Annotated in this window: 30 protein-coding genes; 5 read left to right on the top strand and 25 right to left on the bottom strand. The window is 68.9% G+C overall.

Going from position 1 to position 25,274, the window contains the following annotated elements; genetic code table 11:
- Nucleotides 1-8 precede the first annotated feature (8 nt).
- From AC58D2_RS07445 to fliE, 7 genes are read right to left on the bottom strand one after another with little or no spacing between them, the layout of a single operon-like run.
- Nucleotides 9-1,172, bottom strand: coding sequence for a flagellar hook-length control protein FliK (locus AC58D2_RS07445; RefSeq protein WP_497388840.1), 1,164 nt, complete (start codon nt 1,170-1,172; stop codon nt 9-11).
- Nucleotides 1,169-1,615, bottom strand: coding sequence for a hypothetical protein (locus AC58D2_RS07440; RefSeq protein WP_497388838.1), 447 nt, complete (start codon nt 1,613-1,615; stop codon nt 1,169-1,171). The genes AC58D2_RS07445 and AC58D2_RS07440 overlap by 4 nt, the downstream gene beginning before the upstream one ends.
- The gene (locus tag AC58D2_RS07435; RefSeq protein ID WP_497388836.1) at nt 1,612-2,943 is read right to left on the bottom strand and encodes a FliI/YscN family ATPase; all 1,332 of its coding nucleotides are present in this window, start codon (nt 2,941-2,943) and stop codon (nt 1,612-1,614) included. The genes AC58D2_RS07440 and AC58D2_RS07435 overlap by 4 nt, the downstream gene beginning before the upstream one ends.
- A complete protein-coding gene (locus AC58D2_RS07430; protein ID WP_497388834.1) occupies nt 2,940-3,551 on the bottom strand; it encodes a FliH/SctL family protein in 612 nt (203 codons plus the stop codon). Before AC58D2_RS07430 ends, AC58D2_RS07435 begins: the two co-directional genes overlap by 4 nt.
- The gene (gene fliG, locus AC58D2_RS07425) at nt 3,544-4,581 is read right to left on the bottom strand and encodes a flagellar motor switch protein FliG (protein ID WP_497388832.1); all 1,038 of its coding nucleotides are present in this window, start codon (nt 4,579-4,581) and stop codon (nt 3,544-3,546) included. Before fliG ends, AC58D2_RS07430 begins: the two co-directional genes overlap by 8 nt.
- Nucleotides 4,574-6,229, bottom strand: a complete 1,656-nt coding sequence (gene fliF / locus AC58D2_RS07420) for a flagellar basal-body MS-ring/collar protein FliF (protein ID WP_497388830.1) — start codon at nt 6,227-6,229, stop codon at nt 4,574-4,576. Before fliF ends, fliG begins: the two co-directional genes overlap by 8 nt.
- Before the next feature lie 3 nt (nt 6,230-6,232).
- Nucleotides 6,233-6,574: a flagellar hook-basal body complex protein FliE gene (gene fliE, locus AC58D2_RS07415; RefSeq protein ID WP_497388828.1), complete on the bottom strand. Its 342-nt coding sequence runs from the start codon at nt 6,572-6,574 to the stop codon at nt 6,233-6,235.
- Between the two features lie 243 nt (nt 6,575-6,817).
- On the opposite strand from fliE, the gene AC58D2_RS07410 reads away from it, so the two are divergent.
- Nucleotides 6,818-7,630, top strand: a complete 813-nt coding sequence (locus AC58D2_RS07410; RefSeq protein ID WP_497388826.1) for a flagellin N-terminal helical domain-containing protein — start codon at nt 6,818-6,820, stop codon at nt 7,628-7,630.
- 221 nt (nt 7,631-7,851) lie between these two features.
- On the opposite strand, the gene AC58D2_RS07405 is transcribed toward AC58D2_RS07410, so the two are convergent.
- The 4 genes from AC58D2_RS07405 to secB form a co-directional block, all read right to left on the bottom strand.
- Nucleotides 7,852-8,538, bottom strand: coding sequence for a DUF4136 domain-containing protein (locus AC58D2_RS07405; RefSeq protein WP_497388824.1), 687 nt, complete (start codon nt 8,536-8,538; stop codon nt 7,852-7,854).
- Nucleotides 8,539-8,669: 131 nt separating this feature from the next.
- On the bottom strand, nt 8,670-9,686 hold the full coding sequence (trpS, locus tag AC58D2_RS07400; RefSeq protein WP_497388822.1) for a tryptophan--tRNA ligase: 1,017 nt from the start codon (nt 9,684-9,686) through the stop codon (nt 8,670-8,672).
- Between the two features lie 3 nt (nt 9,687-9,689).
- Nucleotides 9,690-11,297, bottom strand: a complete 1,608-nt coding sequence (murJ, locus tag AC58D2_RS07395) for a murein biosynthesis integral membrane protein MurJ (protein WP_497388820.1) — start codon at nt 11,295-11,297, stop codon at nt 9,690-9,692.
- 203 nt (nt 11,298-11,500) lie between these two features.
- Nucleotides 11,501-12,013, bottom strand: coding sequence for a protein-export chaperone SecB (gene secB, locus AC58D2_RS07390; protein WP_497388818.1), 513 nt, complete (start codon nt 12,011-12,013; stop codon nt 11,501-11,503).
- Nucleotides 12,014-12,284: 271 nt separating this feature from the next.
- Between secB and AC58D2_RS07385 the strand changes: the two genes are divergently transcribed.
- Genes AC58D2_RS07385 through AC58D2_RS07375 form a run of 3 tightly spaced genes read left to right on the top strand, consistent with a single transcriptional unit; the run spans nt 12,285 to nt 14,906 of the window.
- Entirely contained in the window at nt 12,285-12,953 is a 669-nt protein-coding gene (locus AC58D2_RS07385) for a Tim44/TimA family putative adaptor protein (protein ID WP_497388816.1), read from the top strand.
- A 4-nt stretch (nt 12,954-12,957) separates the two neighbouring features.
- On the top strand, nt 12,958-14,310 hold the full coding sequence (mltA, locus tag AC58D2_RS07380) for a murein transglycosylase A (protein ID WP_497388814.1): 1,353 nt from the start codon (nt 12,958-12,960) through the stop codon (nt 14,308-14,310).
- A 20-nt stretch (nt 14,311-14,330) separates the two neighbouring features.
- Nucleotides 14,331-14,906, top strand: coding sequence for a Smr/MutS family protein (locus AC58D2_RS07375; RefSeq protein WP_497388812.1), 576 nt, complete (start codon nt 14,331-14,333; stop codon nt 14,904-14,906).
- A gap of 171 nt (nt 14,907-15,077) precedes the next feature.
- On the opposite strand, the gene dapE is transcribed toward AC58D2_RS07375, so the two are convergent.
- Nucleotides 15,078-16,214 (bottom strand): succinyl-diaminopimelate desuccinylase, encoded by a 1,137-nt coding sequence (gene dapE / locus AC58D2_RS07370; RefSeq protein WP_497388810.1) that lies wholly within the window; start codon nt 16,212-16,214, stop codon nt 15,078-15,080.
- A gap of 95 nt (nt 16,215-16,309) precedes the next feature.
- Here dapE and AC58D2_RS07365 point away from each other — a divergent pair, with 95 nt between their 5' ends.
- Nucleotides 16,310-16,777 carry a cupin domain-containing protein gene (locus AC58D2_RS07365; protein ID WP_497388808.1) on the top strand — a complete coding sequence of 156 codons (468 nt, stop codon included), beginning with the start codon at nt 16,310-16,312 and terminating at the stop codon, nt 16,775-16,777.
- 10 nt (nt 16,778-16,787) lie between these two features.
- Here AC58D2_RS07365 and AC58D2_RS07360 read toward each other — a convergent pair whose 3' ends face one another.
- The 13 genes from AC58D2_RS07360 to AC58D2_RS07300 all read right to left on the bottom strand — a co-directional run bounded on the left by AC58D2_RS07360 (nt 16,788) and on the right by AC58D2_RS07300 (nt 25,225).
- Nucleotides 16,788-17,582 (bottom strand): alpha/beta hydrolase, encoded by a 795-nt coding sequence (locus tag AC58D2_RS07360; RefSeq protein WP_497388806.1) that lies wholly within the window; start codon nt 17,580-17,582, stop codon nt 16,788-16,790.
- Nucleotides 17,583-17,667: 85 nt separating this feature from the next.
- Nucleotides 17,668-18,324 carry a glutathione S-transferase family protein gene (locus tag AC58D2_RS07355; protein WP_497388804.1) on the bottom strand — a complete coding sequence of 219 codons (657 nt, stop codon included), beginning with the start codon at nt 18,322-18,324 and terminating at the stop codon, nt 17,668-17,670.
- On the bottom strand, nt 18,324-18,776 hold the full coding sequence (locus AC58D2_RS07350) for a hypothetical protein (protein WP_497388802.1): 453 nt from the start codon (nt 18,774-18,776) through the stop codon (nt 18,324-18,326). The genes AC58D2_RS07355 and AC58D2_RS07350 overlap by 1 nt, the downstream gene beginning before the upstream one ends.
- Nucleotide 18,777: 1 nt before the next feature.
- Nucleotides 18,778-19,263 (bottom strand): VOC family protein, encoded by a 486-nt coding sequence (locus AC58D2_RS07345; RefSeq protein ID WP_497388800.1) that lies wholly within the window; start codon nt 19,261-19,263, stop codon nt 18,778-18,780.
- A 50-nt stretch (nt 19,264-19,313) separates the two neighbouring features.
- Nucleotides 19,314-20,114, bottom strand: coding sequence for a VOC family protein (locus tag AC58D2_RS07340; protein ID WP_497388798.1), 801 nt, complete (start codon nt 20,112-20,114; stop codon nt 19,314-19,316).
- Nucleotides 20,111-20,842, bottom strand: coding sequence for a DUF899 family protein (locus AC58D2_RS07335; RefSeq protein WP_497388796.1), 732 nt, complete (start codon nt 20,840-20,842; stop codon nt 20,111-20,113). The genes AC58D2_RS07340 and AC58D2_RS07335 overlap by 4 nt, the downstream gene beginning before the upstream one ends.
- 155 nt (nt 20,843-20,997) lie before the next feature.
- A complete protein-coding gene (locus AC58D2_RS07330; protein ID WP_497388794.1) occupies nt 20,998-21,717 on the bottom strand; it encodes a DUF1428 domain-containing protein in 720 nt (239 codons plus the stop codon).
- Nucleotides 21,718-21,751: 34 nt separating this feature from the next.
- Nucleotides 21,752-22,426: a glutathione S-transferase family protein gene (locus AC58D2_RS07325; protein ID WP_497388792.1), complete on the bottom strand. Its 675-nt coding sequence runs from the start codon at nt 22,424-22,426 to the stop codon at nt 21,752-21,754.
- Between the two features lie 28 nt (nt 22,427-22,454).
- On the bottom strand, nt 22,455-23,399 hold the full coding sequence (locus AC58D2_RS07320; RefSeq protein WP_497388790.1) for an alpha/beta fold hydrolase: 945 nt from the start codon (nt 23,397-23,399) through the stop codon (nt 22,455-22,457).
- Nucleotides 23,400-23,447: 48 nt separating this feature from the next.
- Nucleotides 23,448-23,579: a hypothetical protein gene (locus AC58D2_RS07315; RefSeq protein WP_497388788.1), complete on the bottom strand. Its 132-nt coding sequence runs from the start codon at nt 23,577-23,579 to the stop codon at nt 23,448-23,450.
- Nucleotides 23,576-23,995, bottom strand: coding sequence for a DoxX family protein (locus AC58D2_RS07310; RefSeq protein ID WP_497388786.1), 420 nt, complete (start codon nt 23,993-23,995; stop codon nt 23,576-23,578). The genes AC58D2_RS07315 and AC58D2_RS07310 overlap by 4 nt, the downstream gene beginning before the upstream one ends.
- A gap of 26 nt (nt 23,996-24,021) precedes the next feature.
- Nucleotides 24,022-24,453: a VOC family protein gene (locus AC58D2_RS07305; RefSeq protein WP_497388784.1), complete on the bottom strand. Its 432-nt coding sequence runs from the start codon at nt 24,451-24,453 to the stop codon at nt 24,022-24,024.
- A 70-nt stretch (nt 24,454-24,523) separates the two neighbouring features.
- Nucleotides 24,524-25,225 carry a TetR/AcrR family transcriptional regulator gene (locus tag AC58D2_RS07300; protein WP_497388782.1) on the bottom strand — a complete coding sequence of 234 codons (702 nt, stop codon included), beginning with the start codon at nt 25,223-25,225 and terminating at the stop codon, nt 24,524-24,526.
- Nucleotides 25,226-25,274 lie beyond the last annotated feature (49 nt).

Below are 25,274 nucleotides of genomic sequence, written 5' to 3'. Positions count from 1 at the left end.
CTTTCTGATCAGGCGAAGCGGCCGCGCCGGTCGGCGGCACGGGCCTGGCTTGCGGTGTCGGAGCGCGCCTCGGGCGAATCGGGCGCGGTTTCGATAAGGTGGGTGCCGGCGGAGGGGCCGCCGTTGCCCTGGTTCTGGCCCTGCGACTGGCGTCCGGTTTCGCCGGGGGTGCAGGTGACCTCGGCGCCCGCGACGCGGACGCCTTGCTGGCGCAGGTCGTCGACCAGCTTGCCTTGCGCGGCATGGACGACCGTCGCGGTCGCTTCATGCTGGGTGTCGAGCTTCAGCGACACGCCGTCCGCGTCGTGCGTCAACGCGACGTCCAGGCGTCCAAGGTGGCGCGGCATCAGGCGAAAGCTGATGTCGCCGTCCGGCGTCCGGGTCGCCGCGATATCGGCGGCGAGCTGCGCGATCCACGCATCGTCGGACCCCATGTCGAGCACGCGCTCGGCGACGGGCGCCGTGCTGGCGACGCCGGCGCTCGCGGGCTGCGCCTGCGGCGCGGGCGGGGCGAAAAGGACGGTCATCGACGCGCCGGCATCGAAGCTCTTGCCCGTCTTCGGCGCGGCGGGCGCCGCATCGGCGACGGGCCCCGCCGCCTCACGCTGGGCCGCGCGGGGCAGCGCCGGGGCCTCGGCGGCGCTCTCGTCGACCGCGCGCGGCGGTTTCGCGGGAGCGGCGGTAACCGGCGTGACCGATGCGACCGGCGCGAACGGCAGATCCGAGGGGCCGGCATCGTCGCCGGTCGCGGGGGCGTCGCCGCTATCCTCGCTATCGGTTTCGGCGTCGTGTGCGACTGCGGCGACGGCGGTGGCTGCCGACGCGGCGGCCGGCGTCGCGGGGACGCCGGTGGCGATGCGGATCAGCAGCGCCGCGGCGGCCGCGGCGTCGTCGCCTGTCGCTGCCGGCTGCGTCTGCGGTGCAGCGGCGTCGCCAGGCACGGCTTCGCCGTCGGCCGGCGCGGCGTTCGCCTGGGCGGCGATGGCGCGCTGAAGCTGCTGGAGCGCCTCGACGGGCAGGGGGCTCACGCCCTCGGCCAGCGGCATGTCGGCAAACAGCGCGTCGAACCCGGCGGCGCTGCCACCGGTGGCGGGCCTGGCCCCCGAACCGCAGAGCACGGCCATCAGCCCGGCCTGCCCGGGCATCTGCTGGGCGAGCGCGGGCATCATCATGCGAGGCCTCCGTCGATCATGCGCAGCCGCATCCCGGCGCGGGCGCGGTGGGGGCGGTTGGCGTCGCTGCGGCGCTCCATCTCGGCCTCGGCCGACTTGCGGCTGCGTTCATAGAGGCGCAGCGCCGATTCCTCTTTGACCATCGCGCTCTGCGCCAGCGCGCTCATGCGGTCGCGGCGTTCGCTCGCCTGGCTGAGCGGCGTGGTCAGATTTTCCTTGGCGACGTCGAGCCGCATCGCGAGTTCGCCGACCGTGTTGAGCGCGCGGCCCGCGACGGCGCCCTTTGCCACGGCCAGGTCGGCCCGCAGCGTTTCGAGCCGCTTGCCCAGCTCGACAAGATTCGCCAGTTCGCTGTTGGCGCGCGCCAGATTGGCCTCCGCCATCTGATGCTCGACGGAACGCACGCGGATGATCCGTTTGCGGCGTGCGGTGCGGGTGGTCATGCAGTATATCCTTCGATGAGCGATTGGCGGGATGTCTGGAAATCGACCTGCGCGCCGGCAGGCTGGGTGACGAAGGCAAGCTGGTCGGCGTGGCGGCGGATCGCCTCGTCGAGCACGGGATCGCCGCCGGCGACATAGGCGCCCATCAGCATCAGGTCGCGATTCTCTTCATAAGCCGACCAGAGCTGGCGGAAGCGGGCGGCGGCGGCGGCATGTTCGGGATCGACCGAGTCCGCCATCGTGCGCGACAGCGACCGTGCGACGTCGATCGCGGGATAGACCCCCTGTTCGGCCAGCGTGCGCGACAGGATGATATGCCCGTCCACGATCGCGCGCGCCGAATCGACCACCGGGTCCTCGATATCGCCGCCGTCGGCGAGCACGGTATAGAGCGCGGTGACCGAACCGCCGGTCTGGCGGTCGATACCGGCGCGTTCGCACAGCGACGGGATCAGCGCAAAGACCGAGGGCGGATAGCCCTTCATCGTCGGCGGTTCGCCGAGCGTCAGCCCGATCTCGCGCTGCGCGTGCGCGACGCGCGTCAGGCTGTCGATCAGCAGCAGCACCTTCTTGCCTTCCTGGCGAAAGGCTTCGGCGATCGCGGTCGCGCGCATCGCGGCGCGCAGGCGGAGCAGCGGCGGATGGTCGGCGGGGACCGCGACGACGACCGATTTCTTGCGCACCGCGGGGGGCAGCTTGGTCTCGACGAAGTCGCTGACCTCGCGGCTGCGCTCGCCGATCAGGCCGACGACGATCACGTCGCATTCGGTGCCGGCGATCATCTGGCCCATCAGCACCGACTTGCCGACGCCCGAGCCCGCGATGATCGCGACGCGCTGGCCTTCGCCGACAGTGAGCAGGCCGTTGATCGCGCGCACGCCCATGTTGAGCGGCCTCGTCACGCGGCCGCGGCGCAGCGGATTGACCTTGCGCCCGGCGAGCGGCCACTGGAACTGCGACTTGACCGGCGGGCGGCCGTCGAGCGGGTTGCCCTGCGCGTCGATGATGCGGCCGAGCAGCGCCTTGCCGCACGCGACCATGCTCGACGCGCCATGCGGCTCGACCGGGGCGCCGGTGACGAGCGGCATGTTGGTGTCAAAGGGCAGGACGAGGCTGCGGTGGCCGCGAAAGCCGACGACTTCGCCGTTCACATAGTCGCCGGTCGCAGACTTGATGCGGACGTTGCTGCCCAGCGGCTGAGGGAATCCCGATACCTCCAGCATGATGCCTTCGTGCGCGACGAGCGTGCCGATGCGGCGCGGGCTCGCATGCGCCAGGTCGACGGGGCCGAGCAGCTGCTGCGCGGACATGGCGAGGCGGCGCGTCATGCGGCGACGCCTTCGCCGCCCAGCGCGGCGCGCAGCTCATCGAGATAGACCGCGCGGCCATGCTCGATCCACCCGGCCGATGTCTCGATGCGGACGGTGCCGCGCACCATTGCGAGATCGGCCGCGACCGGCAGGGCCAGCGGGCAGTCGACGAGCAGCGCGGCATCGTCGGGATGGACCCACAATGTGCGCGCCTTGTCGGCCTCGGCGACCATCGCCGCGGCAACGTCGGCCTGGGCTTTCAGCCATTCGGCGTCGATCGGCGCGGTCTCGACGATCTGGCGGACGAGCCGCTCGACCGTCTCGGCGATCAGCTGGGCAAGCTCTTCGCTCGGCTCGTCCTGCAACGCCTCGCTCGCGGCGATCAGCGCGAGCAGGCGGTGGCGTTCGGGGGCAAAGGCCGCTTCGGCAAGCCGCTGTCCCTCGGCCAGGCCGAGCGCATAGGGATCTTCGGCGAGTTCCGCCGCGTCCGACGGCACCGGCATGGCCGGCGCGTCGGGCGCGGCCTCGGCCGGGGCAAAGGACAGCGGCCGAAAGCCGCCGCGTCCGCCCATGGCGGTGGTCAGCGCGATCGGCGCGAACCCGGTTTCGGCGCTGCGATCAGACATAGTCGTCGGCTCCGCCCGCGATCACGATCTCGCCCGCCGCGGCCATCTGGCGCACGACCTGCATGATCGCCTTTTGCGCGTCCTCGACATCGGTCCGTTTGACCATCGTCATTTCGGACATTTCGTCGCGGATCGTCTCGCCGGCGCGCTGCGACATTGTCGACAGGCACAGGTCGGCCATCGCCTCGTCGGCGCCCTTCAGCGCGAGCGCGAGCTGGGCCGCGTCGACGCCGCGCAGCACCGTGCCCAGGCTGCGCAGGTCGAGGTCGCGCAGATTGTCAAAAATGAACATCTCTTCCTCGATCGTCTGGGCGAGCTGGCGGTCCTGCTTCTTGAGCGCGCGGATCGTGCGCTCGGACAGGTGGCGCGGCATCACCTTCATGATCTTGGCGACGTCGGTCGGGCCGCCGACCGGCTGCTTCGCGACGCGCTGGCCGCCGATATTCGCCGCGGCGAGCACCGCCTCCAGATCCTCGATCGCCGCGGTCGGGACCGACGTCAGCTGCGCCGCACGCAGCACCAGGTCGGCCTGCAGGCTTTCGTCGAGGGTCTCGATCGCCCGCGCGGCGATGTCGGGGACCAGCACCGACAGGATCAACGCGCCGACCTGCGGATGCTCGCTCGCGAGCAGCGCGCTGATCGCCTCGACGTCCATCCAGCGCAGCATCTCGAGCGAGGCGGCGCTCTGGCGCGGTGCGACATTGGCCAGGATATTGTCGGCGCGAACATTTCCGACCGCTTCGTTGATGACCGTGCGGATGCGGGTGTCGGCCCCGATCGCGAGGGCGCTTACCGAACGGCTGCGCGCGACGAAGCTGTCGAGCGCCTGCTCGATCTGCCCCTCGCTGGCGTCGGCGGTGTCGAACATCGCCTTGGCCAGCGTCCGCACCTCGTCGGGGTCCAGATGCTTTAGGATCGTCGCGGCTTCGCTCTCGTCGAGCAGCATCAGCAGGATCGCGGCGGCGGCCGAACCCTCGATGGCGGGCTTGGCCGGGGCGGCGCCGGTCGCGGGGTCGAGCGCGTCAGGCATGAGCGCCCTCCTGCATCAAATTGCGCACGACCAGCGCGGCGCGCTGCGAATCCTGGCGCACGAAGGCGCGAACAAGGTTGGCGCGCGCCTCGTAACTCGGGGCGGCCTCGATCATCTCCAGCGTGATCTCGCGGCCCGCCGGGCGGCGTTCGCCGGCGAGCGCCGGGGCTGCATTGGTTGCCGTCAGCAGGCTTTCCTCGATCGCGGCCTCGCGTTCGGCGCGCGCCGCGGCGCGCTCCTTGGCGGCCTTGATCAGCGGACGTCCGATGAACAGGAAGGCAAGCAGTGCCGCCAGGAGCGCGCCGACCTGCTTGACCAGCGGCAGGAACCAGCCCCGGTCCCAGAAGGCGGGCTCGGCATTCTCGATCTTGGCAAAGGGACGCTGGCCGATCGCGACCTGATCGCCGCGCGCCGCGTCGAACCCGACCGCACCCTTCACCAGCGTCTCGATCTTGGCCAGGTCGGCCTGGCCGAGCGCCTTGGCGCCCTGGTTCAGCGCGACCGCAACCGATACACGGCGCAGGCGGCCCTGCGGCTGGCGGGTGACCGAAATCTCGCGCCCGACTTCATAGGCGCGCGCGGCCTGTTCATTGCTTTCGGTGCCGGGACCGGCGGGCGCCTGAGCATCGGGCGCGGCCTGGGCGAGCGTCGTTGCCGGCGGCGGCTGGTTCGACAGCGCGCCGGGGATGCCGGCCGCGGGCGGGGTCGATCCGCTCACCGACTTGGTGATGCGTTCGCTCGTCAGGGCGCGGTCGTTCTCGGGAAAGCTTTCGCGCGTCGCCTGGCTTTCGGACATGTCGACGTCGGCGTGGACCTCGACGGTATAGTTTCCGGCGCCGAGCATCGGCCCCAGCAGGGTGTCGAGCGCCCGGCGATAGCGGTCTTCCATCTGCGTCTGCAGCTGGAACGCCTGCATGTCGCCGCTCGTTGCGGTGTCGGACAGCAGTGCGCCGCGCTGGTCGATCACCGACACTTGGTCGGCATTCATGCCCGGGACCGACGAAGCGACCAGGAAACGGATCGCCTGCACCTGTCCGTCGGACAGCGATCGGCCGTTCTGCAGCGTCAGCATCACCGATGCGGTTGCCGGCTTGTCGTCGCGCACGAACAGGCTCGGCTCGGCGGCGGCGATATGGATGCGCGCGACCTTCACCGAATCGATCGCCTCGATCGTGCGGGCAAGGTCGGCCTCGCGCGCGGCGCGCAACGTCTCGCCCTCGATCGCGCGGCTCGATCCCATCGGCAGCGAGGCGATCAGGCTGTCGCCCGTCGGCTGCGCCTTGGGCAGCCCTTGCCCGGCGAGCGCGATGCGCGCCTGGTAGAGCTTGTCGGCATCGACCGTCAGCGCCCCGGTGACGGGATCGATGGTGTGGCCGATGCCCTGTGTCTGCAGCGCGTCGGCGACCGCGGCCTTGTCGGCATCGTCGAGACCGGCGAACAGCTGCGTCTGCGGGGCGGACTGGGTCATGAACCAGGCGAGCGCCGCGATGCCGATCGCGGTCGACGTCGCGATCGCGGGCAGCGCGCGCTGCACCGCGGGCTGGCGAAAAACCTGGGTGAAGGGTTCGAAACGGGTCGCGAAGGCGGGGACGGGGAGCCGCGCGGCGCTGCCGGTGTCGACGGGGGCGGGGAGTTGAGCTTCGGCCATGGGTTACACCGGCATGTTCATGATGTCGCGATAGGCGGAGAGCAGCTTGTTGCGGACCTGCAGGGTCGTCTCGAAGCCAAGCGAGGCCTTTTGCCGCTCGATCATCACGCTGACGATGTCGTGCGTGTCGCCGCGTTCATAGGCTTCGCTCAGCTCGCCGGCCTTCGCCTGCTGGGCATTGACCTGCTGCAACGCGGCCGAGATCGCCGATCCGAAATCGGGGCCCTCGCCCGCCGCTTCGGTGCCGCCGGTCGCGGTGCGCCCCGCGGCGCGCTGGAGCGCCTGGTTCTGATTGAGGATCGTGCTGCGCATTTGCAGCAGCCGGCTCGGGTCAATCGTGCTCATCTGTTCCATCCGTCCTGGTGCGCGGCCGTCTGCCGCACGCCCGAACTATGATGCAAAGCACGTGCCAAAAATTATTTTCGATGAAATTCAATGTCTTGAACAAGAAAGTCCGATGCGCCTGTGCCATTTCGGCATTTTTTTGACGCCGCGGCTTAAGGCCCGGGCCGGGACGCCGTTACTGCTTCCGTGACGCTCGCTGAGCCGCACACCACGGGAATGGCCTTCGGGCCGGAAAGGAAGATCATGACTGTCATCAACACCAATGTGAGCGCGCTTCGCGCCCAGAACAATTCGCGTGTTGCCAACCGCATGCAGTCGCAGGCCATGGAACGCCTGTCGAGCGGCAAGCGCATCAACAGCGCCAAGGACGACGCGGCGGGCCTCGCCATCGCGACCCGCATGGACGCCAACGTTCGCGGCCTCAACCAGGCGGTCCGCAACGCCAACGACGGCATCTCGCTGTCGCAGACGGCCGAAGGCGCGATGGGCGGCATTTCGAACATCCTCGTCCGCATGCGCGAACTGGCGGTGCAGAGCGCCAACGGCACCCTCGGCACCGACGATCGCGACGCGATCCAGACCGAAGTCGACGCGCTGATCTCGCAGATCGGCGACATCGCAGGCCGCACGACCTTCAACGGTACGAACCTGCTCGACGGCAGCGCCTCGATCGACATCCAGACGGGCCTGAACACCGGCGAAACCGTCAACATCGCGGTCGGCGACCTGACGGCGTCGGGTCTCGGCGTCGATGCGCTTGACCTGTCGACCGCCGCCGGCGCCTCGGCGGCGCTCGCGACGCTCGACACGGGCATCCAGACGGTTGCGACCGAACGCGCCAACCTGGGTGCGCAGCAGAACCGTCTCGAAGCGGCTGTCGATACTTTGACGTCGACCGTCACGAATCTGTCGGATGCCAAGTCGCGCATCGAAGACGCCGACTTCTCGGCCGAATCGACGAACCTGGCCGCCGCCGGCATCCTCGCGCAGGCCTCGACCGCGATGCTCGCGCAAGCGAACCAGAGCCAGCAGGGCGTGATGAACCTGCTCCGCTAAGGCGTACCCCATATCAGGCTATATTTGGTTGGTCCCTTTGATAGCCTGACATCGATGCCCCGGCCCCCCACGGCCGGGGCATCTTCCTGTGCGTGACACGCTTTTCGGAAGGACGGCGGTGCGGCGCGGTGCCGCGATCCGGCGCGGCCGCATCCCCGAATCGAAATGGCCCGCCTTTCGGTCGAAAGGCGGGCCATCCTGTTTCGGTCGGGTCGGCTGCGTCAGCCCTTTTCGGGGGGCGCGACCGTGATCCGCACCCGTTCGCCCGAATTGCCGGGGAAGCCGGTGAACATCGCCTGCACCAGATTGGGGACGATCGCGGTCAGATCGTTGTCGCGCGACTGCGCCTGCGCCCGGCCTTCGAACAGGCGCTCGCCGGTGGCGGCACGGTCGATCGTCAGGTTCAGGTCGCTCGTATAGACGGTGAAGCTCGACACGTCATTGTCCCAGCCGCCGAAACCGCCGCCCCACAGGAAGGGGTCGTAATATCCGGCGATATAGCGGCGGCCGTGGCGGCCGCGGACGACAACGGGGCGATAGAAGCCGGGGCCGTACCAGCCACCGTACCAGGGATCGCGAAAGCCCGGCGTACTCACGACGCGCTCGCGGCCCTTGTCGATGCCATAGTCCATATGGACCACCATGTCGGCCTTTTCGCCCGGGGCGGCGGGGCGATAGCCATAGCGGGTCAGCTCGCCCGAGACGAGGTTCGCATATTGGCCGAATTCGATGCCGCCCTCCAGCGCCGGGTTCGTCGACTCGACGACGAAGCTCTGGCCCTGCGGCGCGGGCAGTTGCGTCTGGAAGCGCGCGACATCCGCCTTGAACGGCGTCGCGCAGCCGGCGAGCGCCAGTGCGGCCCCGGTGATGGCGGCGAGACCCAACCGCCGAAAGCTTGTCTTGCTCATGGTTTTGCTCCGTAATTCGGTGCGCGCATTCCCCGCACGCTTTATACCATGACTACGCCACCGCGACTTAACCTTGGTTGAACCCGCTTCGTCGCAACTTCGTTCCGCGAATTTTCAGGCTCGCCCGTGGTTTAGCGGCACAGCCCCAGCGCCTTATATGTGGTGTCGAGGGTGGGCTTTGCAAGCGCCCGCGCCTTTGCCGCGCCTGCGTCCAGCATCGCATCGAGCGCCGCGGCATCGTCCTTCAGCGCGACTAAGCGTTCGGTGATCGGCGCAAGCCGCTCGACCAGCAGCTCGCCGAGCGCCGGCTTGAACGCGCCGAACCCCTGGCCCGCGAACCGGGCCAGCACCGCGTCGACGCTGGTGTCGGCGAGCGTCGCATAGATGCCGACCAGGTTGCGCGCCTCGGCGCGGCCTTCGAGCCCCGCGGCCTCGGACGGCAGCACTTCGGGGTCGGTGCGGGCCTTCTTCACCTTTTGCATCATCGTGTCGGCGTCGTCGGTCAGGTTGATGCGGCTCATGTCCGACGGATCGGACTTGGACATTTTCGCGGTGCCGTCGCGCAGGCTCATGATCCGCGCCGCCCCCGGCGGGATGATCGGATCGGGCAGGGTGAAGACCGGGTCCGCTTCGCTGGCGAAATCATTGTTGAACTTCTGCGCGATGTCGCGCGCCAGCTCGAGATGCTGCTTCTGGTCCTCGCCGACCGGGACGTGGGTCGCCTGATAGAGCAGGACGTCAGCCGCCTGCAGCACCGGATAGGTAAAGAGCGCCGCAGAGGCGCTCTCGCGATTCTTGCCCGCCTTGTCCTTCCACTGGGTCATGCGGTTCAGCCACCCCATGCGCGCCGTACCGTTCAGCAGCCATTGCAGCTCGGCGTGGGCGGGCACGCGCGCCTGGTTGAACAGGACCGACCGGTCGGGATCGATCCCGCACGCGACCAGCGCGGCGGTCATCGCGCGCGTGCTTGCGGTCAGCTCGGCGGGGACATGCGGCATCGAGATCGCGTGAAGATCGGCCAGGAAGAACAGGCATTCGCCGCCCGCCGCCGCCGCCTCGTCCTGCATCCGCACCCAGTTGCGGATCGCGCCCAGATAGTTGCCGAGGTGCAAGTGTCCGGTGGGCTGGATGCCCGATACGATCCGCATATCCTATTCCTCTGTCGCCGGCGCCGGTTTGGCGCGCCGCCGCGTGAGCATGGCGACCAGATCCTTGTCAAGCGCCCCGACCAGCCATGCCGCGGCAAAGAAGGCGCCGCCCCCCGCCGCGACCAGCGCCGCCAGCGACCAGGCGCGCTCGAACGCGCCGCCGCTGTAATGGGTCGCAAGCTGCGGCATCAGCCACCAGAGCAGCGCCGACATCGCCGCGACCGCGACCAGCTGGCGCAGGATCTTCAGGCCGAGTTTCGCGGTGAAACGGAACCAGCCGCGGCGGTGCAGGATGATATAGAGCAGCAGGCAGTTGATCGTCGCCGACACCGCGGTCGCCGCGGCGAGCCCGACGATCCCGAAACGCGCGACGACATAGAGGTTGATCGCGATATTGATGATCAGTGCCGCCAGCGCGGTCCACACCGGCGTTTTCGTATCCTCGCGCGCGAAGAAGCCCGGGTTCAATATCTTGACGATCACATAGGCGGGCAGCCCCGCGACCAGCGCGACGACGATATCGGCCATGATCGCGCCGTCGGCCGCGGTGAACTTGCCGCCGACGAAGAAGGCGGCGGTGAAGGCGGGCGCACAGATGGCGAGCGCGGCGGCGGCCGGCAGCGTCAGCAGCGTCGCCATTTCAAAGGCGTTGCTCTGAAGCCGCTGCGCCTCGGCGGCGTCGCCCATATGGATATGCCGCGACAGCATCGGCAGGATCGCCGTGCCGAGCGCGATCCCGACGATGCCGAGCGGCATCTGGTTCAGCCGGTCGGCGAGCTTGAGCAAGGTCAGCGACCCCTGCGGCAGCGAGGTCGCGAAGAAGGTGTCGACGAACTGGCTGACCTGGTAGATGCCGGCGCCGAAGGTCGCGGGCAGGATCAGCATGCCCAGCCGCCGCACCTCCGGGGTCAGCCGCGGCAGGCGGACATGGAGCGTCAGCCCGGCCCGCCGCACCGCCCACCACAGATAGCCGAGCTGCGCGACCCCGGCGAGGCTGACCGACGCCGCGAGCGCGAGCGCCACGATGCGGTCGTCGTGGCTGTCGCCGCGCAGCCATGCGCCGGTCAATATTCCGCCGATCAGCACGATGTTGAGCAGCACCGGCGCAAAGGCGCCCGGCGCGAAGCGCGACCGCGCGTTGAGCAGGCCCGACAGCATCGCGACGAGGCTGATCAGCGCCAGATAGGGAAAGGTCAGGCGGCTCAGGAATACCGCGAGCTCGAACTTGCCCGGCACGGCCTGATAATCGCGGGCGAGGATCCACACGACCCCCGGCATGGCGATCATCATCATCGCCGAAAAGACCAGCAGCGCCCACAGGAAGACCGACAGCACGTCGTTGGCAAAGCGTTCGGCCGCCGCCTCGCCGCCGCCTTCGCCGGGATCGCCGTGCAGCGCGCGGCTGTACATCGGGACGAAGGCGACCGAAAAGGCCCCCTCGGCGAACAGCCGGCGAAAGGTGTTGGGCAGGATGAAGGCGAGCTGGAACGCGTCCGCCGCCAGCCCCGCGCCGAGGACGCGGGCGAGCAGCATGTCGCGCACGAAGCCGAACACGCGGCTGACCAGCGTCAGCCCGCCGATCGTCCCGACATTTTTGACGAGGCTGCTCACAAGGAAAGCCCCTCCTCTTTGAAGGACGGGCAGCGAGACTTGCGGGCTCGCTCGCTGGTCGCGGCGGGGTGGTCGGTGCCGGCCCGGCGCGAGGGGGAAAAGCCCCGCGCCGCTGCGAGCAGGCCCGGCTTCGCCGAGCCAGATGTCACTGCCCCTCCTCCGCAGAGGAGGGAGATAGCCCGGTCAGGCTCCAAAGGCGTGACTCAGGCCTCGCCGGCGGGCGCGGCCATGCCCTGGCCCTCGCCCTGCGCTTGCAGTTGCTGCATGAACAGGCCGTGGAAATCGATCGGTTCGAGCAGGAAGGGCGGGAAGCCGCCGTCGCGCACGGCATCGGCGACGACGCGGCGGGCAAAGGGAAACAGGATGCGCGGCGCTTCGGCCAGGAAGAAGGGCTGAAGCTGGTCTTCGGGCACGTTGCGGACGCCGAACAGGCCGGCATATTTCAGCTCGACGATAAAGCCGGTGCCCTCGTCGCTCTTCGACGCGACATCGATTTTCAGCACGACCTCGAACAGGTTTTCGCCGACGCCCTCGGCGCCGATGTTGAACTGCACGTCCATCTGCGGCGACGACTGCCACTGATACACCGCCGGCGCGTTCGGATTCTCGAACGACAAATCCTTGATATACTGCGAAATCAGGCCGATCGCCGGGCTGTTGTCTTCGCCGTTGGCAAGCGGTTCGGGCGTGAATTCGGGGGTGGTTTCGTCGGCCATGCAATCATGCTTTCACTGGAAATTCGAAGGACGGGTCCGCATGCCTCGGGCGGACGCACGGACGTTGCGGGCGCGCTTAGCAGCGCGCCGCCGCCAGCACAATGGGGCTGCCGGGTGCCGTCCGCCGCGAATCGCGCACCGGCGGCGGCAACCGGGGTGGACAGCGGGGCGTTGACCCGCCGACGGGCAGGCGTCATGGAGATTTGAATCATCGCCGCCCTTCGCCTATGTTAGGCGCGATGACAGTTTCGCACGCATTGGACTTTTGCCCGTGACCGCTTTTTCGATCGTCCTGCTCGCCATGATTGCCGCGTTCCTCGGCATGCGGCTCTATTCGGTGCTCGGCAAGCGCACGGGCCATGAACAGGAACCGGTGCTGCCGCGCCGCGAAGATCGTGCCGCACCGACGCCGGTGCGCCTCGACGATGCCGACGCGCTGCCGCAGCCGGCGGCGCCGGGGGCCGATCCCGCCGGCCTCGTCTACGAACCCGCGGCCGAAGCCGGTCTGCGCGCGCTTCTGGCCGCCGATCGCCATTTCGACGCCGGCCGTTTCATCGACGGGGCGCAGGCGGCGTATCGCATGATCCTGGAGGCCTATTGGGCGGGGGACCGCGACACGCTGCGCGACCTGTGCGACGACGACAGCTACCAGGCGTTCGCCGACGCGATCGACGCGCGCGAGGCGCGGGGCGAAAAGCTCGACAACCGCCTCGTCGGGATCGAAACGACCAAGATTACCGAGGTCGAGGTCGGGCGCAGCGAAGCCCGCATCACCGTGCGCTTCCAGGCCGATATCAGCGCGGTGACGCGCGATGCGGAGGGCAAGGTGATCGCCGGATCGCTCAGCGACGCGGTGCCGACGACCGACCTGTGGACCTTCCGCCGCGCGGTCGGCAGCAGCGACCCGAACTGGGTGCTCGACGAAGCCGAATCGGCCTGACGCGATGACCGTGGGGGGCAGGCGCCGGGCGCCGCGCGGGCGCGCCTTCGGCTTCGCCTGCCTGGCCATCCTGCCGCTGCTTTCGGCCTGCGCGTCGGTGATTCCCGACACTGGCGGCCGCCCTGGCGGCCCGCCCCCTTCCGCAACGACCCCCGCGCGTCCCACCCCGGTTCCGGCCCCGACCGGGCCGGTGCGGCCCTATACGCCGCGTCCCTCGACCCCGCCCGGGGCCGCCGCGCAGCCGATTCCGGCAACCCCCAATCCGCCGCTCGCCGCCGCCCCGGTCCCGGCGGACGCGGCCACCGCCGCCGAAGCGGGCGTCGTGCTCGGCCCCGAATTCACCGAACTCGGCGTCGCGCCGGAACGGGCGACCGCCGCGCTCAAGGCGTTCCGGCTCAGTTGCGCGGCGCTCCAGCGGCGCCCCGACGCCAGCGGGCTGACGCAGCCCGGCGAATGGGCCGAAAGCTGTGCGGCGGCGACCGGCTGGGCCGATCGCGACGCGAGCAATTTCTTCAGCCGCTATTTCGGCACCGTCCAGGTCGGGGCGGGTACCGCCTTCGTCACCGGCTATTTCGAACCCGAAATCGCCGCCTCGCGGACCAGACAGCCGGGCTATGACGTCCCGATCTATCGTCGCCCGCCCGACCTCGTCGATGTCGACCTCGGCCTGTTTTCCGAATCGTTGCAGGGCAAGAAGATCCGCGGGCGCGTCGAGGGCCGCCAGTTCATACCCTATTACGACCGGGCCGCGATCGAGCGCGGCGCGCTCGCGGGGCGCGGGCTCGAAATCGCCTGGGCCGCCGACGCCGCCGAATTTTTCTTCCTCCAGGTGCAGGGCTCGGGGCGGCTGCGCCTTCCCGACGGCACGGTGATGCGAATCGGGTACGACAGCCAGAACGGCCGCGACTATGTCGGGATCGGCCGCCTGCTGCTCGATCGCGGCGCGCTTCAGCCGGGGCAGGCGTCGATGCAGGGCATCCTCGACTATCTGCGCGCCGACCCGGTGCGCGGCGCCGCGGTGATGAATGAAAATCCCAGCTGGGTCTTCTTTCGCGAGCTGACCGGACCCGGCCCGCTCGGCGCGCTCGGCGTGCCGGTCACGGGGCGCACCAGCGTCGCCGCCGATCCCAAATATGTGCCGCTGGGCGCCCCCGTCTTTCTCTCGCTCGACCGCGCGGAACCCAACGGCCTGTGGATCGCGCAGGATACGGGCGGCGCGATCAAGGGCGCCAATCGCTTCGACAGCTTCTGGGGCGCGGGCGACGCCGCGCGCGCGCTGGCGGGCGGCATGGCGGCGCGCGGCTCGGCGCTGCTGCTGCTCCCCCGGGCCAGCGTCGCCCGGCTGACCGGGCGCTGAACGATGCGCGAGGGTCGCTGATGCCCCGGCGCCTCGATCCCGACGAAGCGGCGCTCTGGAAAAAGGTCGCCGCGACGGTCGAACCGCTGCGAAAGCGGCCCGCGGCGCCGATCCCGCCCGCTGCGCCGCCGACCGTCCGGCCACCCAAGACCACGCCCCGCAGCACCGCGGTGCCCGCCGCGCCGGCCCGCCCTTCGGCCGCGTTGCCGCCGCCGCGGCGGCTCCACCAGGCGGCGACGCTCGACGGCCATTGGGACCGGCGCCTGCGCAAGGGGATGGTGCGCCCCGACCTGGCGATCGACCTTCACGGCCACAGCCTTGCCTCGGCGCAGGCGCTGCTCGACGATGCCATCGGCCGGGCGCTGGTCCGCGGCGCGCGGGTGCTGCTCGTCGTCGCGGGGCGCTTGCGCCCCGGCGCCGACCGCCTGCCACAGATGCACGGCGAGCCGCGCCCGCGCGGCGCGATCCGCGCCTCGCTGGCCGACTGGCTCGCCGCATCGCCCTTTGCCGACCGGATCGTCGCGCTGCGCCCCGCGCACATCAGCCACGGCGGCGCCGGCGCGGTCTATGTGATCCTGCGGCGGGGGCGGGATTGAAGACATATCTCGCGCAAAGGCGCGAAGGCGCAAAGAGCACCAAACTCCGTTTGCCCTGAGCTTGTCGAAGGGCCGTTCTTCCTCTCAACGTTGAAAGGAAAAAGAACGGTGCTTCGACAAGCTCAGCACGAACGGAGAGAGGAAATCTTTGCGCCTTCGCGTGAGACGAATCTAATCGGGCAGCGCCCGCGCCAGCACTCCGCGATAGATGGCGCTCAGCGTGCGCAGATCCGCGACCGCGGCCGCCTCGTCCAGCTTGTGCATCGTCGCGTTGGTCAGCCCGAATTCGACGACCGGGCACAGCGCGTGCAGGAAGCGCGCGTCGGATGTGCCGCCGGTGGTCGACAGTTCGGGCATGATGCCGGTTTCGGCATGCACCGCCTCGGCGACCAGCGCCGACAGTTCGCCGGGCGGGGTCAGAAAGGCTTCGCCCGAAATCTTGCCGACCACCTTCGCGCGCGGTTCGACATCGTGCGCGATGCGCTCGATCATCTCGACCAGTTCGGCGCCCGACTGCCGGTCGTTGAAACGGATCGACAACCGCGCGCGCGCAGAGGCGGGGATGACGTTGGTCGCGCCGTTGCCGACCTCGATATCGGTGAATTCGATGTTCGACGGCTGGAACCAGTCGGTCCCCGCGTCGAGGCTGACCGAATCGATCTCGGCCAATATCTTGACCAGCTTGGGGATCGGGTTGTCGGCCAGATGCGGATAGGCGACATGCCCCTGCGTGCCCGGCACGTCGATCCAGATGTTCACCGACCCGCGCCGTCCGATTTTCATCATGTCGCCCAGCCGGTTCACCGACGTCGGTTCGCCGACCAGGATCATGTCGGGGCGGACGCCGCGCGCGTCCATATGCTCCATCAGCGCGCGGGTGCCAAAGATCGCCGGGCCTTCCTCGTCGCCGGTGACGATCAGGCTGATCGTGCCCGCCTCGGCCGGGACGCCCGCAGCCGCGGCGACGAAGGCGGCGATCGCGCCCTTCATGTCGACGGCGCCGCGCCCGTAGAGCAGGTCGCCGCGAATTTCGGGGGCAAAGGCGTCGCTGGTCCACCCCACCCCCGGCGGGACCACGTCCAGATGTCCGGCAAAGCCGAAATGCGCGGGGCCGGCCCCCTTGCGCACCGCGAGCAGGTTTTCGACCGGCCCGTCGGGTTCGATCCCGTCGATGAAGCGTTCGACGGCAAAGCCGAGCGGGCCGAGCGCCGCCTCCAGCACGTCGAAGACGGCGCCGGTCGCGGGGGTCACGCTCGGCGCAGCGATCAGTGCCTTGGCGAGTTCGACGGGGTCGATGGTCGTGGTCATGCCATCCCTTAGCGCCTTGCGCCGCGCGAAGTCGAGGCTTTGCACCGCGCCGCGATTATGCGAAACAAAGAAGGAACAAAGTAGGAGTCGCCTCCATGCCCAAGCTCGACCTCGATACGATCGAACAGACCAATGCCACCGGCTATCCCGCGCCGTTCGACGCGCCGGTTCAGGGGCGCTGGTATCGCCGCCTCGCCCCCGCGACCGGCCTCTCCGACTTCGCCGCGAGCCATGTCGTGCTCGAACCCGGTGCCTGGTCGTCGCAGCGCCACTGGCACGACGGCGAGGACGAGATGCTGGTGATGATTGCGGGCGAGGCGGTGCTGGTCGAGGACGCGGGCCGCACGCCGATGCGGCCCGGCGATATCGCGGTCTGGCCAAAGGGCAGCACCAACGGCCATCACCTGATCAACGAATCGGACGCCAATTGCGTGTTCGTCGCACTCGGCGGGGGCAAGAAATACGATACCGGCGGCGGCTATTCGGACATCGACATGCTCTTCACGCCCGACGGCTACACGCACAAGGACGGCCGCCCCTATCCGGTGACGCGTCTGCCGTGATCGCCGGGCGTCAGTTCAGGGTGACGAAACGCGCCATGTCGTCGCGCGTCAGATAGCGGACGTCGTCGAACGGCGTGCTGTTGGTCAGCGCGTAAAAGGCGCGCGCCTTCGCGTCGTCCATTCCCATTTCGCGATAATAGGACAGATATTCGGCATGGACCGGGTCGCCCGCGGGATAGTCGCGCGCCTCGCGCCCGGTTTCGTCCATCCAGCTGTGCACCCCGAATTCGGCGTCGGGCGCGGCGCGGCGGTGGGTGCCCGCCAGCCACAGCTCGACCGCGCCCGACCGCACCGACCCGCCGCTCGGCACCACCGTCTCCAGCCCGGCGCGCCGGATCGCGCGCGCCAGGACCAGGTTCGCCTCCTCGTCAAGGCTGCCCGGACAGTCGACCATCTCGATGCGCTTGAGCCCCGGAAAGGCGGCGAGCATCGCGGCGAACTGGCGCGGCGTGGCGCTCGTCACGTCGCCCGCCATCCGCACCGTCGCCCCGTCGATCACCGCAAAGGGGCCAAAGCGCGCCCTGGCGTGGCCCAGCGTCGCGAGGGTCGCCGACGGGGCGTAGCGCCGCATCGCGCCCCGGTCGACATCGGCATCGGCATCGGCGGCCAGCGCCTCGTCGCCGAGCAGCGCGGCCGCTTCGTCGAGGACGATGTCATCGGCCTCGTCGCCCGCCTCGTCCCAGCTCCAGGTCACCGTCGTGGTGGTGACGGTCACGACCTGCTGCGCGCCCGCGGGCGCGAACGCCAGCACCGCCGCGAGCGCGGCGACGATCAGGGTGCGGAACAGGGTGCTCGGCGAAACCATGCCGCCGCCTTCGCGCGCGCGCGCCTATCAAAGCGCAAAGCGATGCGGTCAGCGCGGCGTTAACCCCGTTCCGGGACGTGCGGGGTCAGTCGCGGTCGGGGGCGCCGAGCGGGAAATAGGCGCGGTACGGTCGCGCCTCCTCGACACAGCGCGCCACCGACGGCCGCGCGAGCAGCCGCGCGCGATAGGCGCGTAGCGCGGCATGGTCCGGCGCGATCGGATGCACCCAGTCGGCATAGAAGAGCGAGGGCGCCGCCGCGCAGTCGGCCAGGGTAAAGCCGTGCGGTGTCGCCCACGCGCGCTCCGCCAGCTGCGTGTCGAGCCAACCATAGACGGTTTCGAGCGCCGCCTTCGCCTTGTCGACGATCATCGGCAGGTGATTCTCTGGTCCGCGCAGCGCGTCGTTCACCACCTCCTGCATCGGACCCATGACATGATTGTCGAACACCCGGTCGAACAATCGCACCTCGAGCGCCGCGCCCGCGTCGGCGGGGACCAGCCGCGGCGTCGGAAATTTCGCATCGAGATATTCGACGATGATGCTCGCCTCGAACAGGGCGCGGCCTTCATCGACGAGCAGCGGGAATTTGCCGATCGGCCAATGCGCGCGCAGTTCCGCGCCATGCTCGGGCCGGTCGGGCTCGAGGACGCGATAGTCGAAGTCGATGCCCTTCTCGTAGAGCGCGATCAGCGCTTTCCAGGTGTAGGAGGAGAAGGGGTGGCCATAGAAAATCGGGGTCATCATGTGTCCTTGCGAAGATAAAGCCACGCGAGCGGCAGCCCGACGAAGGCGATATGCGGAAACAGCGCGACGAGGCCGTTGACCGGATCGGCGGGCGGAAAGGGCGCGCCGAAACGCAGCGGCAGCACCAGGGCATTCATGATCAGATAGAGCAGCAGCCCGTAAAGCGTGCCCGTCAGCCACCACGGCCAGCCGGTTCGCACCGACCAGCGCGGCGCGAAGCCGACGAAGGCGGCAACCATCGCGCCCATGATCGCATAATGGGTGGCGAGCCCCGCGATCGCGCCGCCGAACCCCGAGTCGGCGGCGCCGTCGCCGAACGGGCCTTTCGCCACGCCGCGCAGCATCCCGCCGACGGTGCCGCCAACGGCGAGGCTCCACAGCGCGGCATAGGCGATGTCGAGCGTCCCGCAGAGCAGCCAGGCCCGGATCGGCGAGGGTCGCGCCGTCACCTCAGTCGCCCTTCACCGCCGCCTCGATCGCGGCGATGTCGATCTTTTTCATCGCCATCATTGCCTCCATCGCGCGCTTGCCGGCCGCCTTGTCGGCCCCGGTCGTCGCTTCGATCAGGATGCGCGGGGTGATCTGCCACGACACGCCCCACTTGTCCTTGCACCATCCGCACACGCTTTCCTCGCCGCCATTGCCGACGATCGCGTCCCAATAGCGGTCGGTTTCCTCCTGCGTGTCGGTGTGGACCTGGAACGAAAAGGATTCATTGTGCTTGAAGATCGGCGGCCCGTTCAGCCCGACGCACGGCGTGCCGAGCAACGTGAACTCGACGGTCAGCACATCGCCTTCCTTGTTGCCCGGCGTGTCGCTCGGCGACCGGTTCACCGCGCCGACCCGGCTGTCGGGAAAGGTCGCGGCATAGAAATTCGCCGCCTCTTCGGCATCGCCCTCGTACCACAGGCACAGCGTCATCGGATTCTTCGTCATCGTCTTTCTCCTCTTCCGGTGTTCCCTCCTCTTCGGGGGAGGGGCTTGTTCTACCGCCGCGGCCCGACCAGCCCGAACAGCGCGCCCTGCGGATCGGTCGCGATCAGCGCATATTCGCCGCCGGGGATTTCCATCGGCCCGTTCACCAGCGTCCCGCCCTCGGCCTCGAGCGCGGATTTGGCGCGGTCGATGTCGTCGACGCCGATGTAAGAGGTCCATAGCGGGGCGGGCATGCCGGGCATCAGCGGCATCACCGCCCCGATCCCGGTTTCGCCGACCTGCAGGAAGCGGTATTGGCCCATCTCGCCCATATCCATCGCGCCCTCCTGTCCCCAGCCGAAATGCTTGCGGTAAAAGGCGATCGCGGCTTCGGGGTCGCTCGTCGCCAGCTCGTTCCAGCGCACATGCTGCGCCTCGGTCACCGAAAAGGCGTCGCTGTCCCTATCCTCGGCCCCCGCGGGCGGGATCGGGGTCATCACATAGAAGGGCGCCCCCTGCGGATCGGTCACCATCGCGATCCGCCCGACGGGCAGGTCGGTCGCGGGCATATGCACCGCGCCGCCGTCGGCCGTGATATCGGCGATCGTCGCATCGACATCGGGGGTATAGAGATAGCCGAGCCACGCCGGCCGCGCGCCGCCTGCGACCATGTCGGCATTCAGCGCCAGCACGCCGCCGGCGTTGCCTCCGTCGTCGCGCACGATCATGCGGTAATCGACGCGGCCCGGCGCCTCGGGGTCCGAATGCGCGGCGATGGTCCAGCCGACCACCGCGCGGTAAAAGCGCGCCGCCGCGTCGGGATCGCTCGTCATCAGCTCGTACCAGATGAAACTGCCTTTGGGATTGGTCATTGCCGTTCTCCGTCATAGGTCACGCTGGGAAAGAAATTGCCGCGCCCCTCGGGGGTCATGTCGAGCAGCCCCCACAGCGGGTCGACCAGGTCGCCGGCGCGGTGGTGTTCGCCCGGATCTTCGGGGGCAAAGGCCATTTCGCTCGCCCAGTGGTGGCGCACGGTGCCGTCCGCCCGGGCAAATATGTTGAAGATCGTTTCGTCCCAATTCTCGCCCTCGCCCATGCCGCGCTCGGCGCGCTTGGCGGGCGACAGCCGGGACGTGTCGCCGAAATAATCGGCCGAATAGCGGCCGCTTGCATCGGACAGGAAGCGAAGGTGCGGCCAGCGCCGCTCCTTCGCCCACGCCTCGAGCCGCGCGATCGGCGACTTGGCGACGATATAGAGCGGGGCGCGCTGTCCGACGTGGCGCGCGCTGCCGTCGATCGCGTCGAGCATGTGGGTGCAGCCGGGGCAGGGGCCGTCGCGTTCGGGCCCGAACATGAAGCTATAGAGGATCAGGCTCGGATGGCCGCCGAACAGCTCCGACAGCCGGACCGTCTCGGGCCGCTGGTGCGCCCCGATCCGTTCGAAGGCGTAGTCCTCGCGCACGACCCCGCCGGGCGGCAGCGCGCGCCGCTGCGCCGCGACCGCCTCGATCCGGCGGCGGAGGTCGATCTCGGCCTCGAGCAGCGCCGCGCGCGCGTCGCGATAGGCGGGGCTTTCGTTGGGGAAGGACAGGTGGTGCATCGTCTCCGCCTTTCTAAAGCCCCTCCCCTTCAGGGGAGGGGTTGGGGTGGGGGCCGCAGGAATGAGCGAGGCCGAGGGTCCCACCCCGCTGCGACTAGCGGGCCAGCCCGCAAGTCTCGCTGCCCCTCCCCTGAAGGGGAGGGGCCGATTCCGCCTCAGGCATCCAGGATCGGCGCAAAGCCGCCATAGATCATGCGCTTGCCGTCGAAGCTCTGGTCGTCGGGGTCATGCTTCATCCGCTCGTCGGCCATGATCCTCTCCCAGCCGGCGACGCGCGCCTCCTTGCTCGGCCATTCGATCCAGCTGAACACGACGCTCTCGCCCGGTTCGGCGTGCGTCGCGCGCCGGAAATCGGTGACCTTTCCGTCCAGCACGTCGTCGCCCCAGCATTCGAGCACGCGCGTCGCGCCGTGGTCGAGGAAGACGATCGCGGCCTTGTCGGCCATGTCGCGATATCTCGCCTTGTTGGCGTCGGGCACCGCGACCAGGAAGCCGTCGGTATAGCCCATCGGCCCGCCGAGCCCTTCCTCGACGATCGACTCGAACCCCGACACGATCATGCGCGTCCCGTCGAAGGGCATCGACGCGCCCATCTCGGCCATGCGCGGGTCGCTCATCATCTTTTCGGTCGCGGCGTCGCGGGTCTTGCGGTCGGGATATTCGAACCAGCTGAAGACGATCTCCTCGTCCTCCTTCGCCGCGACCGCGGTGCGGAAATCGTTGATCTTGCCTTCGGGGACGTCGTCGCCCCATGCCTCGACATGGCGGCGCACGCCATATTCCTTGAACAGCGCCACCGCATCGGCGGCATGTTTGCGATAGGCGTCCTTGTTCGCTGCGGGCACCGCGACGACAAATCCTTCGACATAGGTCATCATCTCTCTCCTTCGGGGGGTATGGAGCGGGCGGTCAGGCGGCGGGCGCGGCCTCCTCGCGGAACGAGGCGAGCTGCGCCTTCAGCGCGCGGTCGAACGCCGGGCGCGACAGGCAGCGCGACAGATAGGCTTCCAGCCGCGGATGCTCGCCGACCGCGCCGGCCTCGACGCCTTCGCGCAGCACCGTCGCCATCGCGATGTCGGCGACGGTAAAGGATGCGCCGGTCAGATAGGGCTTGTCGCCGATCGCGTCGGACAGTCTGGCGAAGCGGGCGTCGATGAACGCCATCAGGCCGGGACGGCGCATCCGCGCCCAATCCTCGCCCGCGGCGAAAATGTCGACATTGGCCAGCTCCATCAGCATCGGCTCGACGCTGTTGTACGCCGCGAACAGCCAGCTCGTCACGCTCGCGCGCGCCTGCGGGTCGCGCGGCAGCAACGCTTCGTCCCTTTCGGCAAGGTGGAGCAGGATCGCGCCGCTTTCGAACAGGCGCACCGCACCGTCCTGCAGCACCGGCACCTGGCCCCACGGCTGGTCCAGGAAATGCGCGGCGGGGCGGTCGACCGTGCTGATCAACCGCTCGGCATAATCGATCCCCATTTCCTCGCAGGCCCAGCGCGGGCGCAGGTCGCGGACGAATCCACGCGCGAAATCGGGAACCCAGTCGAGCGACGTGATCGTGATCGGGCTATCGGGGGAAATCGGCATCATACTCTCCTCTTCATTGTCCGGGGGGTCAGAACGCGGGAGGCGGCGGCGCCTGATCGTCCAGAAAGGCGGTCGTCATCGCCGCGATTGCGGGTGCTTCCGCCATCACGCCGATGTGCGAGGTTGCGGGAAGGATCGCGAGCCGGGCCCGCGGCGCTTCGGTCAGGAAGCCTTGCGTCGCGGCCGCGATGTCGCCGCCGCCGCGCAGCTTGAACAGATGGATCGCATGCTCCAGCCTGACCCCGTCGGCATCCCCGATGATCACCATCGTCTTGCCCGGGATAGCGCGAATCTGTTCATCCGAATAGGCAAAGGGCGTCGCGTCGAGCCGCTTGATATTTTCGACCAGTTGCGGGAATTTGCCGGGAGTCGGAGACAGGCTCGCATATCCCTTTTCGATGGGGCTGCCGGCGAAGATCTCGGGTGTCAGCTTTTCGATTCCGGCGATGACTTCGGGATACCAGCCATCGAGCCGTGCCGTGCCCGACAGGATCACCTGCTTGCCGACCCGGTTGGGGTGGCGCACCGCCAGGGCGATCGCCGTCGACGCGCCCATCGAATAGCCCAGGACATCGGCCTCCGCGACGTGCAGGGCCGCGAGCACCGCCGCGGCGTCGTCGGCCATACGGTCATAGCTCAGCGGCCCGTCGACGCCTTCCGACCGACCGTGGCCGCGCGCGTCGATCGCGATCACCGGCCGCGTCGCGGCGAGCGGGTCGATCAGCGGCTTCATCGCGTCGGCGGACATGAAGGCGCCGTGCAGCACCAGCAACGGGGTCCGGCCGTCAGTCGGATCGCCGGCTAACAGATAATGAATGCGCGTTCCCGCGACATCGACATAGCCCGTTCTCGCGGCATCGGTCTTGGCATTGGTGACGATGGACGGCTGGTTGGCGGCGGGCTCTGCGGCCTGTGCGGGCTGGACGTTGGTGATCGCAAACGCGAGGACGATCAGGGAAGGGCGATAGGACATCGGTGGGTTCCTCTCTGGTGGTAAAGACGGCGTCCCGGGCGTCGGACCTCAGGATCTCCTGCCCTTGATGAAGGCGGCGATCGCGTCGGGTTCGGTGACGTCGAGCGCCATCGCGTGCAATTGCGCGGGCGACTGGCCGGTTTTGGCCTTGATATTGTCCAGGTAGGTCTGAAAGCTCATGACCGGTCATCGCGGACCGGACGCGGGTCGACGAGCAAGCGCAGCGCTGGCGAACGGAGCCACAGTCCCGCCCACAGCATCAGCGCCAGATAGACGCCGAACAGAGTGTGGCTGAACAGCGGGTTGCCGATGCGGACATGCGTCGCCACCGCGCCGCCGATCCACGCGGTCAGCAGGATCGCGCCGACGAAGGCGGTGCGCGGCCATGCATAAAGCGCGGTGCAGGCGAGCAGCAGCCAGCCGAGCCCGGCCCACAGGCCGGGGTCGCCGGGCCAGCCGAGCGCGATCGCGGTCTCGCCGACGATCGGCAGCTTCGCGATCTTCACGCCGGCATCGAACAGCAGGAAGGCGATGACGAGGCCGCTCAATATGCGGCCGGCGATCAGCGCCTTGGGGGAGGGGGTGATCATCGTCATCGCTTCGTCTCCTCTGTGTCCGCGGGTCAGTCGGCGACTTCGGGAACCGGCGCGTCGCCGTTCGCGACCGCGGGGTCCATCCAGAACGGGCCCCAGACATGGCCGTCGGGGTCCAGGATGTCGCGCCCGTACATGAAGCCGTGATTCTGCACCGGGTTGACGTCGGCGGTACCGCCGGCGGCGGCTGCGGCGTCGACCATCGCGTCGACCGCTTCCTTGCTGTCCATCGCCAGCGCCAGCGACACCTCGCTCGATCCGCGGTCGGCGATCGGGCGGTCGGTGAAGCTCTTCCACTTGTCATGGCTCAGGATCATCACGAAAATCGACTCGGACCACACCATCGCGGCGGCGGTTTCGTCGGTGAAGCGCGGTTCGTTGGTGAAGCCGATCGCTTCGTAAAAGGCCTTCGACCTGGCAAGGTCGGCGACGGGCAGGTTGACGAAAATCATCTTGGTCATGGCACTCTCTCCTGGGGGGTTGATCTTCAGCTGGTCGCGGCGCGGCGGGCCGCGCAATGGCCCGGGCGCGTCATGTCGGCTCTCCTCTGCCGAACAGCATGCCGATATAGCGTTTCAGATGGGCGACGCTGTCGCGCGCGATGTCGGCGTCGTTCGTCGTCTTCGCCATGATGAACGCGCCTTGCAACACCGCCTGGACATGCCGCGCCAGGCTCATCGCGCCGACGCCGTGCGCAATGCCGTGGCGCGCGATCGCCGCCTCGATGTCGGGGGCCAGCGCCTCGCAATAGGCGGTGATGCTGGCCTCGCACGCGGCGCGGATCGCGTCGTTGGTGGCATAGGCTTCCTGCACCATCGTCCCGACGAAGCAGGTGAAATCCTCGACCGGTCCTTCGAGCATCGACAGGCGGAAATCGATATGGCCCAGCAGCCGGTCGAGCGGGTCCTCCAGCCGGGTGTGCGGCGGCATCTCGAACATCGGGCGGGCGCGTTCGGTCCAGCCTTCGGCCGCCGCGACGGCCAGCGCATCCTTCGATTCGAAATGATGGAAAAAGGCGCCCTTGGTCACCCCGGCGGCGGTGCAGATCTCGTCGACGCTCGTCGCCGCATAGCCCTTGCGGCGGACCGTGGCATGCGCCGCGGCGATCAACTTGGCGCGCGCGCTGCCGCGCGCCGCCCGCTGCCGGCCGCTACCGCCGCCCGCCGGGGGGACTGCGCGGGCGGCGGCGCTCGCGGGGGAGGCCGTGGGGGTCGAAGGGCGATTCGTCGTCATGCGAATCTAAATACCGACCAGTTGGTATGTTGTCAACGTCGCACGGTGA

The sequence above is a fragment of the Sphingopyxis sp. CR5 genome (assembly GCF_059693785.1).
Note: the sequence above shows the minus strand (reverse complement) of the source record. Positions and strands in the feature narration are given on the sequence as shown.

What these genes read in the sequence shown, in the direction of transcription:
- AC58D2_RS07445 (WP_497388840.1), bottom strand. Translation starts at nt 1,172, where the DNA reads ATGATGATGCCCGCGCTCGCCCAGCAGATGCCCGGGCAGGCCGGGCTG.
- AC58D2_RS07440 (WP_497388838.1), bottom strand. Translation starts at nt 1,615, where the DNA reads ATGACCACCCGCACCGCACGCCGCAAACGGATCATCCGCGTGCGTTCC.
- AC58D2_RS07435 (WP_497388836.1), bottom strand. Translation starts at nt 2,943, where the DNA reads ATGACGCGCCGCCTCGCCATGTCCGCGCAGCAGCTGCTCGGCCCCGTC.
- AC58D2_RS07430 (WP_497388834.1), bottom strand. Translation starts at nt 3,551, where the DNA reads ATGTCTGATCGCAGCGCCGAAACCGGGTTCGCGCCGATCGCGCTGACC.
- fliG (WP_497388832.1), bottom strand. Translation starts at nt 4,581, where the DNA reads ATGCCTGACGCGCTCGACCCCGCGACCGGCGCCGCCCCGGCCAAGCCC.
- fliF (WP_497388830.1), bottom strand. Translation starts at nt 6,229, where the DNA reads ATGGCCGAAGCTCAACTCCCCGCCCCCGTCGACACCGGCAGCGCCGCG.
- fliE (WP_497388828.1), bottom strand. Translation starts at nt 6,574, where the DNA reads ATGAGCACGATTGACCCGAGCCGGCTGCTGCAAATGCGCAGCACGATC.
- AC58D2_RS07410 (WP_497388826.1), top strand. Translation starts at nt 6,818, where the DNA reads ATGACTGTCATCAACACCAATGTGAGCGCGCTTCGCGCCCAGAACAAT.
- AC58D2_RS07405 (WP_497388824.1), bottom strand. Translation starts at nt 8,538, where the DNA reads ATGAGCAAGACAAGCTTTCGGCGGTTGGGTCTCGCCGCCATCACCGGG.
- trpS (WP_497388822.1), bottom strand. Translation starts at nt 9,686, where the DNA reads ATGCGGATCGTATCGGGCATCCAGCCCACCGGACACTTGCACCTCGGC.
- secB (WP_497388818.1), bottom strand. Translation starts at nt 12,013, where the DNA reads ATGGCCGACGAAACCACCCCCGAATTCACGCCCGAACCGCTTGCCAAC.
- mltA (WP_497388814.1), top strand. Translation starts at nt 12,958, where the DNA reads ATGACCGTGGGGGGCAGGCGCCGGGCGCCGCGCGGGCGCGCCTTCGGC.
- AC58D2_RS07375 (WP_497388812.1), top strand. Translation starts at nt 14,331, where the DNA reads ATGCCCCGGCGCCTCGATCCCGACGAAGCGGCGCTCTGGAAAAAGGTC.
- dapE (WP_497388810.1), bottom strand. Translation starts at nt 16,214, where the DNA reads ATGACCACGACCATCGACCCCGTCGAACTCGCCAAGGCACTGATCGCT.
- AC58D2_RS07365 (WP_497388808.1), top strand. Translation starts at nt 16,310, where the DNA reads ATGCCCAAGCTCGACCTCGATACGATCGAACAGACCAATGCCACCGGC.
- AC58D2_RS07360 (WP_497388806.1), bottom strand. Translation starts at nt 17,582, where the DNA reads ATGGTTTCGCCGAGCACCCTGTTCCGCACCCTGATCGTCGCCGCGCTC.
- AC58D2_RS07355 (WP_497388804.1), bottom strand. Translation starts at nt 18,324, where the DNA reads ATGACCCCGATTTTCTATGGCCACCCCTTCTCCTCCTACACCTGGAAA.
- AC58D2_RS07345 (WP_497388800.1), bottom strand. Translation starts at nt 19,263, where the DNA reads ATGACGAAGAATCCGATGACGCTGTGCCTGTGGTACGAGGGCGATGCC.
- AC58D2_RS07340 (WP_497388798.1), bottom strand. Translation starts at nt 20,114, where the DNA reads ATGACCAATCCCAAAGGCAGTTTCATCTGGTACGAGCTGATGACGAGC.
- AC58D2_RS07335 (WP_497388796.1), bottom strand. Translation starts at nt 20,842, where the DNA reads ATGCACCACCTGTCCTTCCCCAACGAAAGCCCCGCCTATCGCGACGCG.
- AC58D2_RS07330 (WP_497388794.1), bottom strand. Translation starts at nt 21,717, where the DNA reads ATGACCTATGTCGAAGGATTTGTCGTCGCGGTGCCCGCAGCGAACAAG.
- AC58D2_RS07325 (WP_497388792.1), bottom strand. Translation starts at nt 22,426, where the DNA reads ATGCCGATTTCCCCCGATAGCCCGATCACGATCACGTCGCTCGACTGG.
- AC58D2_RS07320 (WP_497388790.1), bottom strand. Translation starts at nt 23,399, where the DNA reads ATGTCCTATCGCCCTTCCCTGATCGTCCTCGCGTTTGCGATCACCAAC.
- AC58D2_RS07315 (WP_497388788.1), bottom strand. Translation starts at nt 23,579, where the DNA reads ATGAGCTTTCAGACCTACCTGGACAATATCAAGGCCAAAACCGGCCAG.
- AC58D2_RS07310 (WP_497388786.1), bottom strand. Translation starts at nt 23,995, where the DNA reads ATGACGATGATCACCCCCTCCCCCAAGGCGCTGATCGCCGGCCGCATA.
- AC58D2_RS07305 (WP_497388784.1), bottom strand. Translation starts at nt 24,453, where the DNA reads ATGACCAAGATGATTTTCGTCAACCTGCCCGTCGCCGACCTTGCCAGG.
- AC58D2_RS07300 (WP_497388782.1), bottom strand. Translation starts at nt 25,225, where the DNA reads ATGACGACGAATCGCCCTTCGACCCCCACGGCCTCCCCCGCGAGCGCC.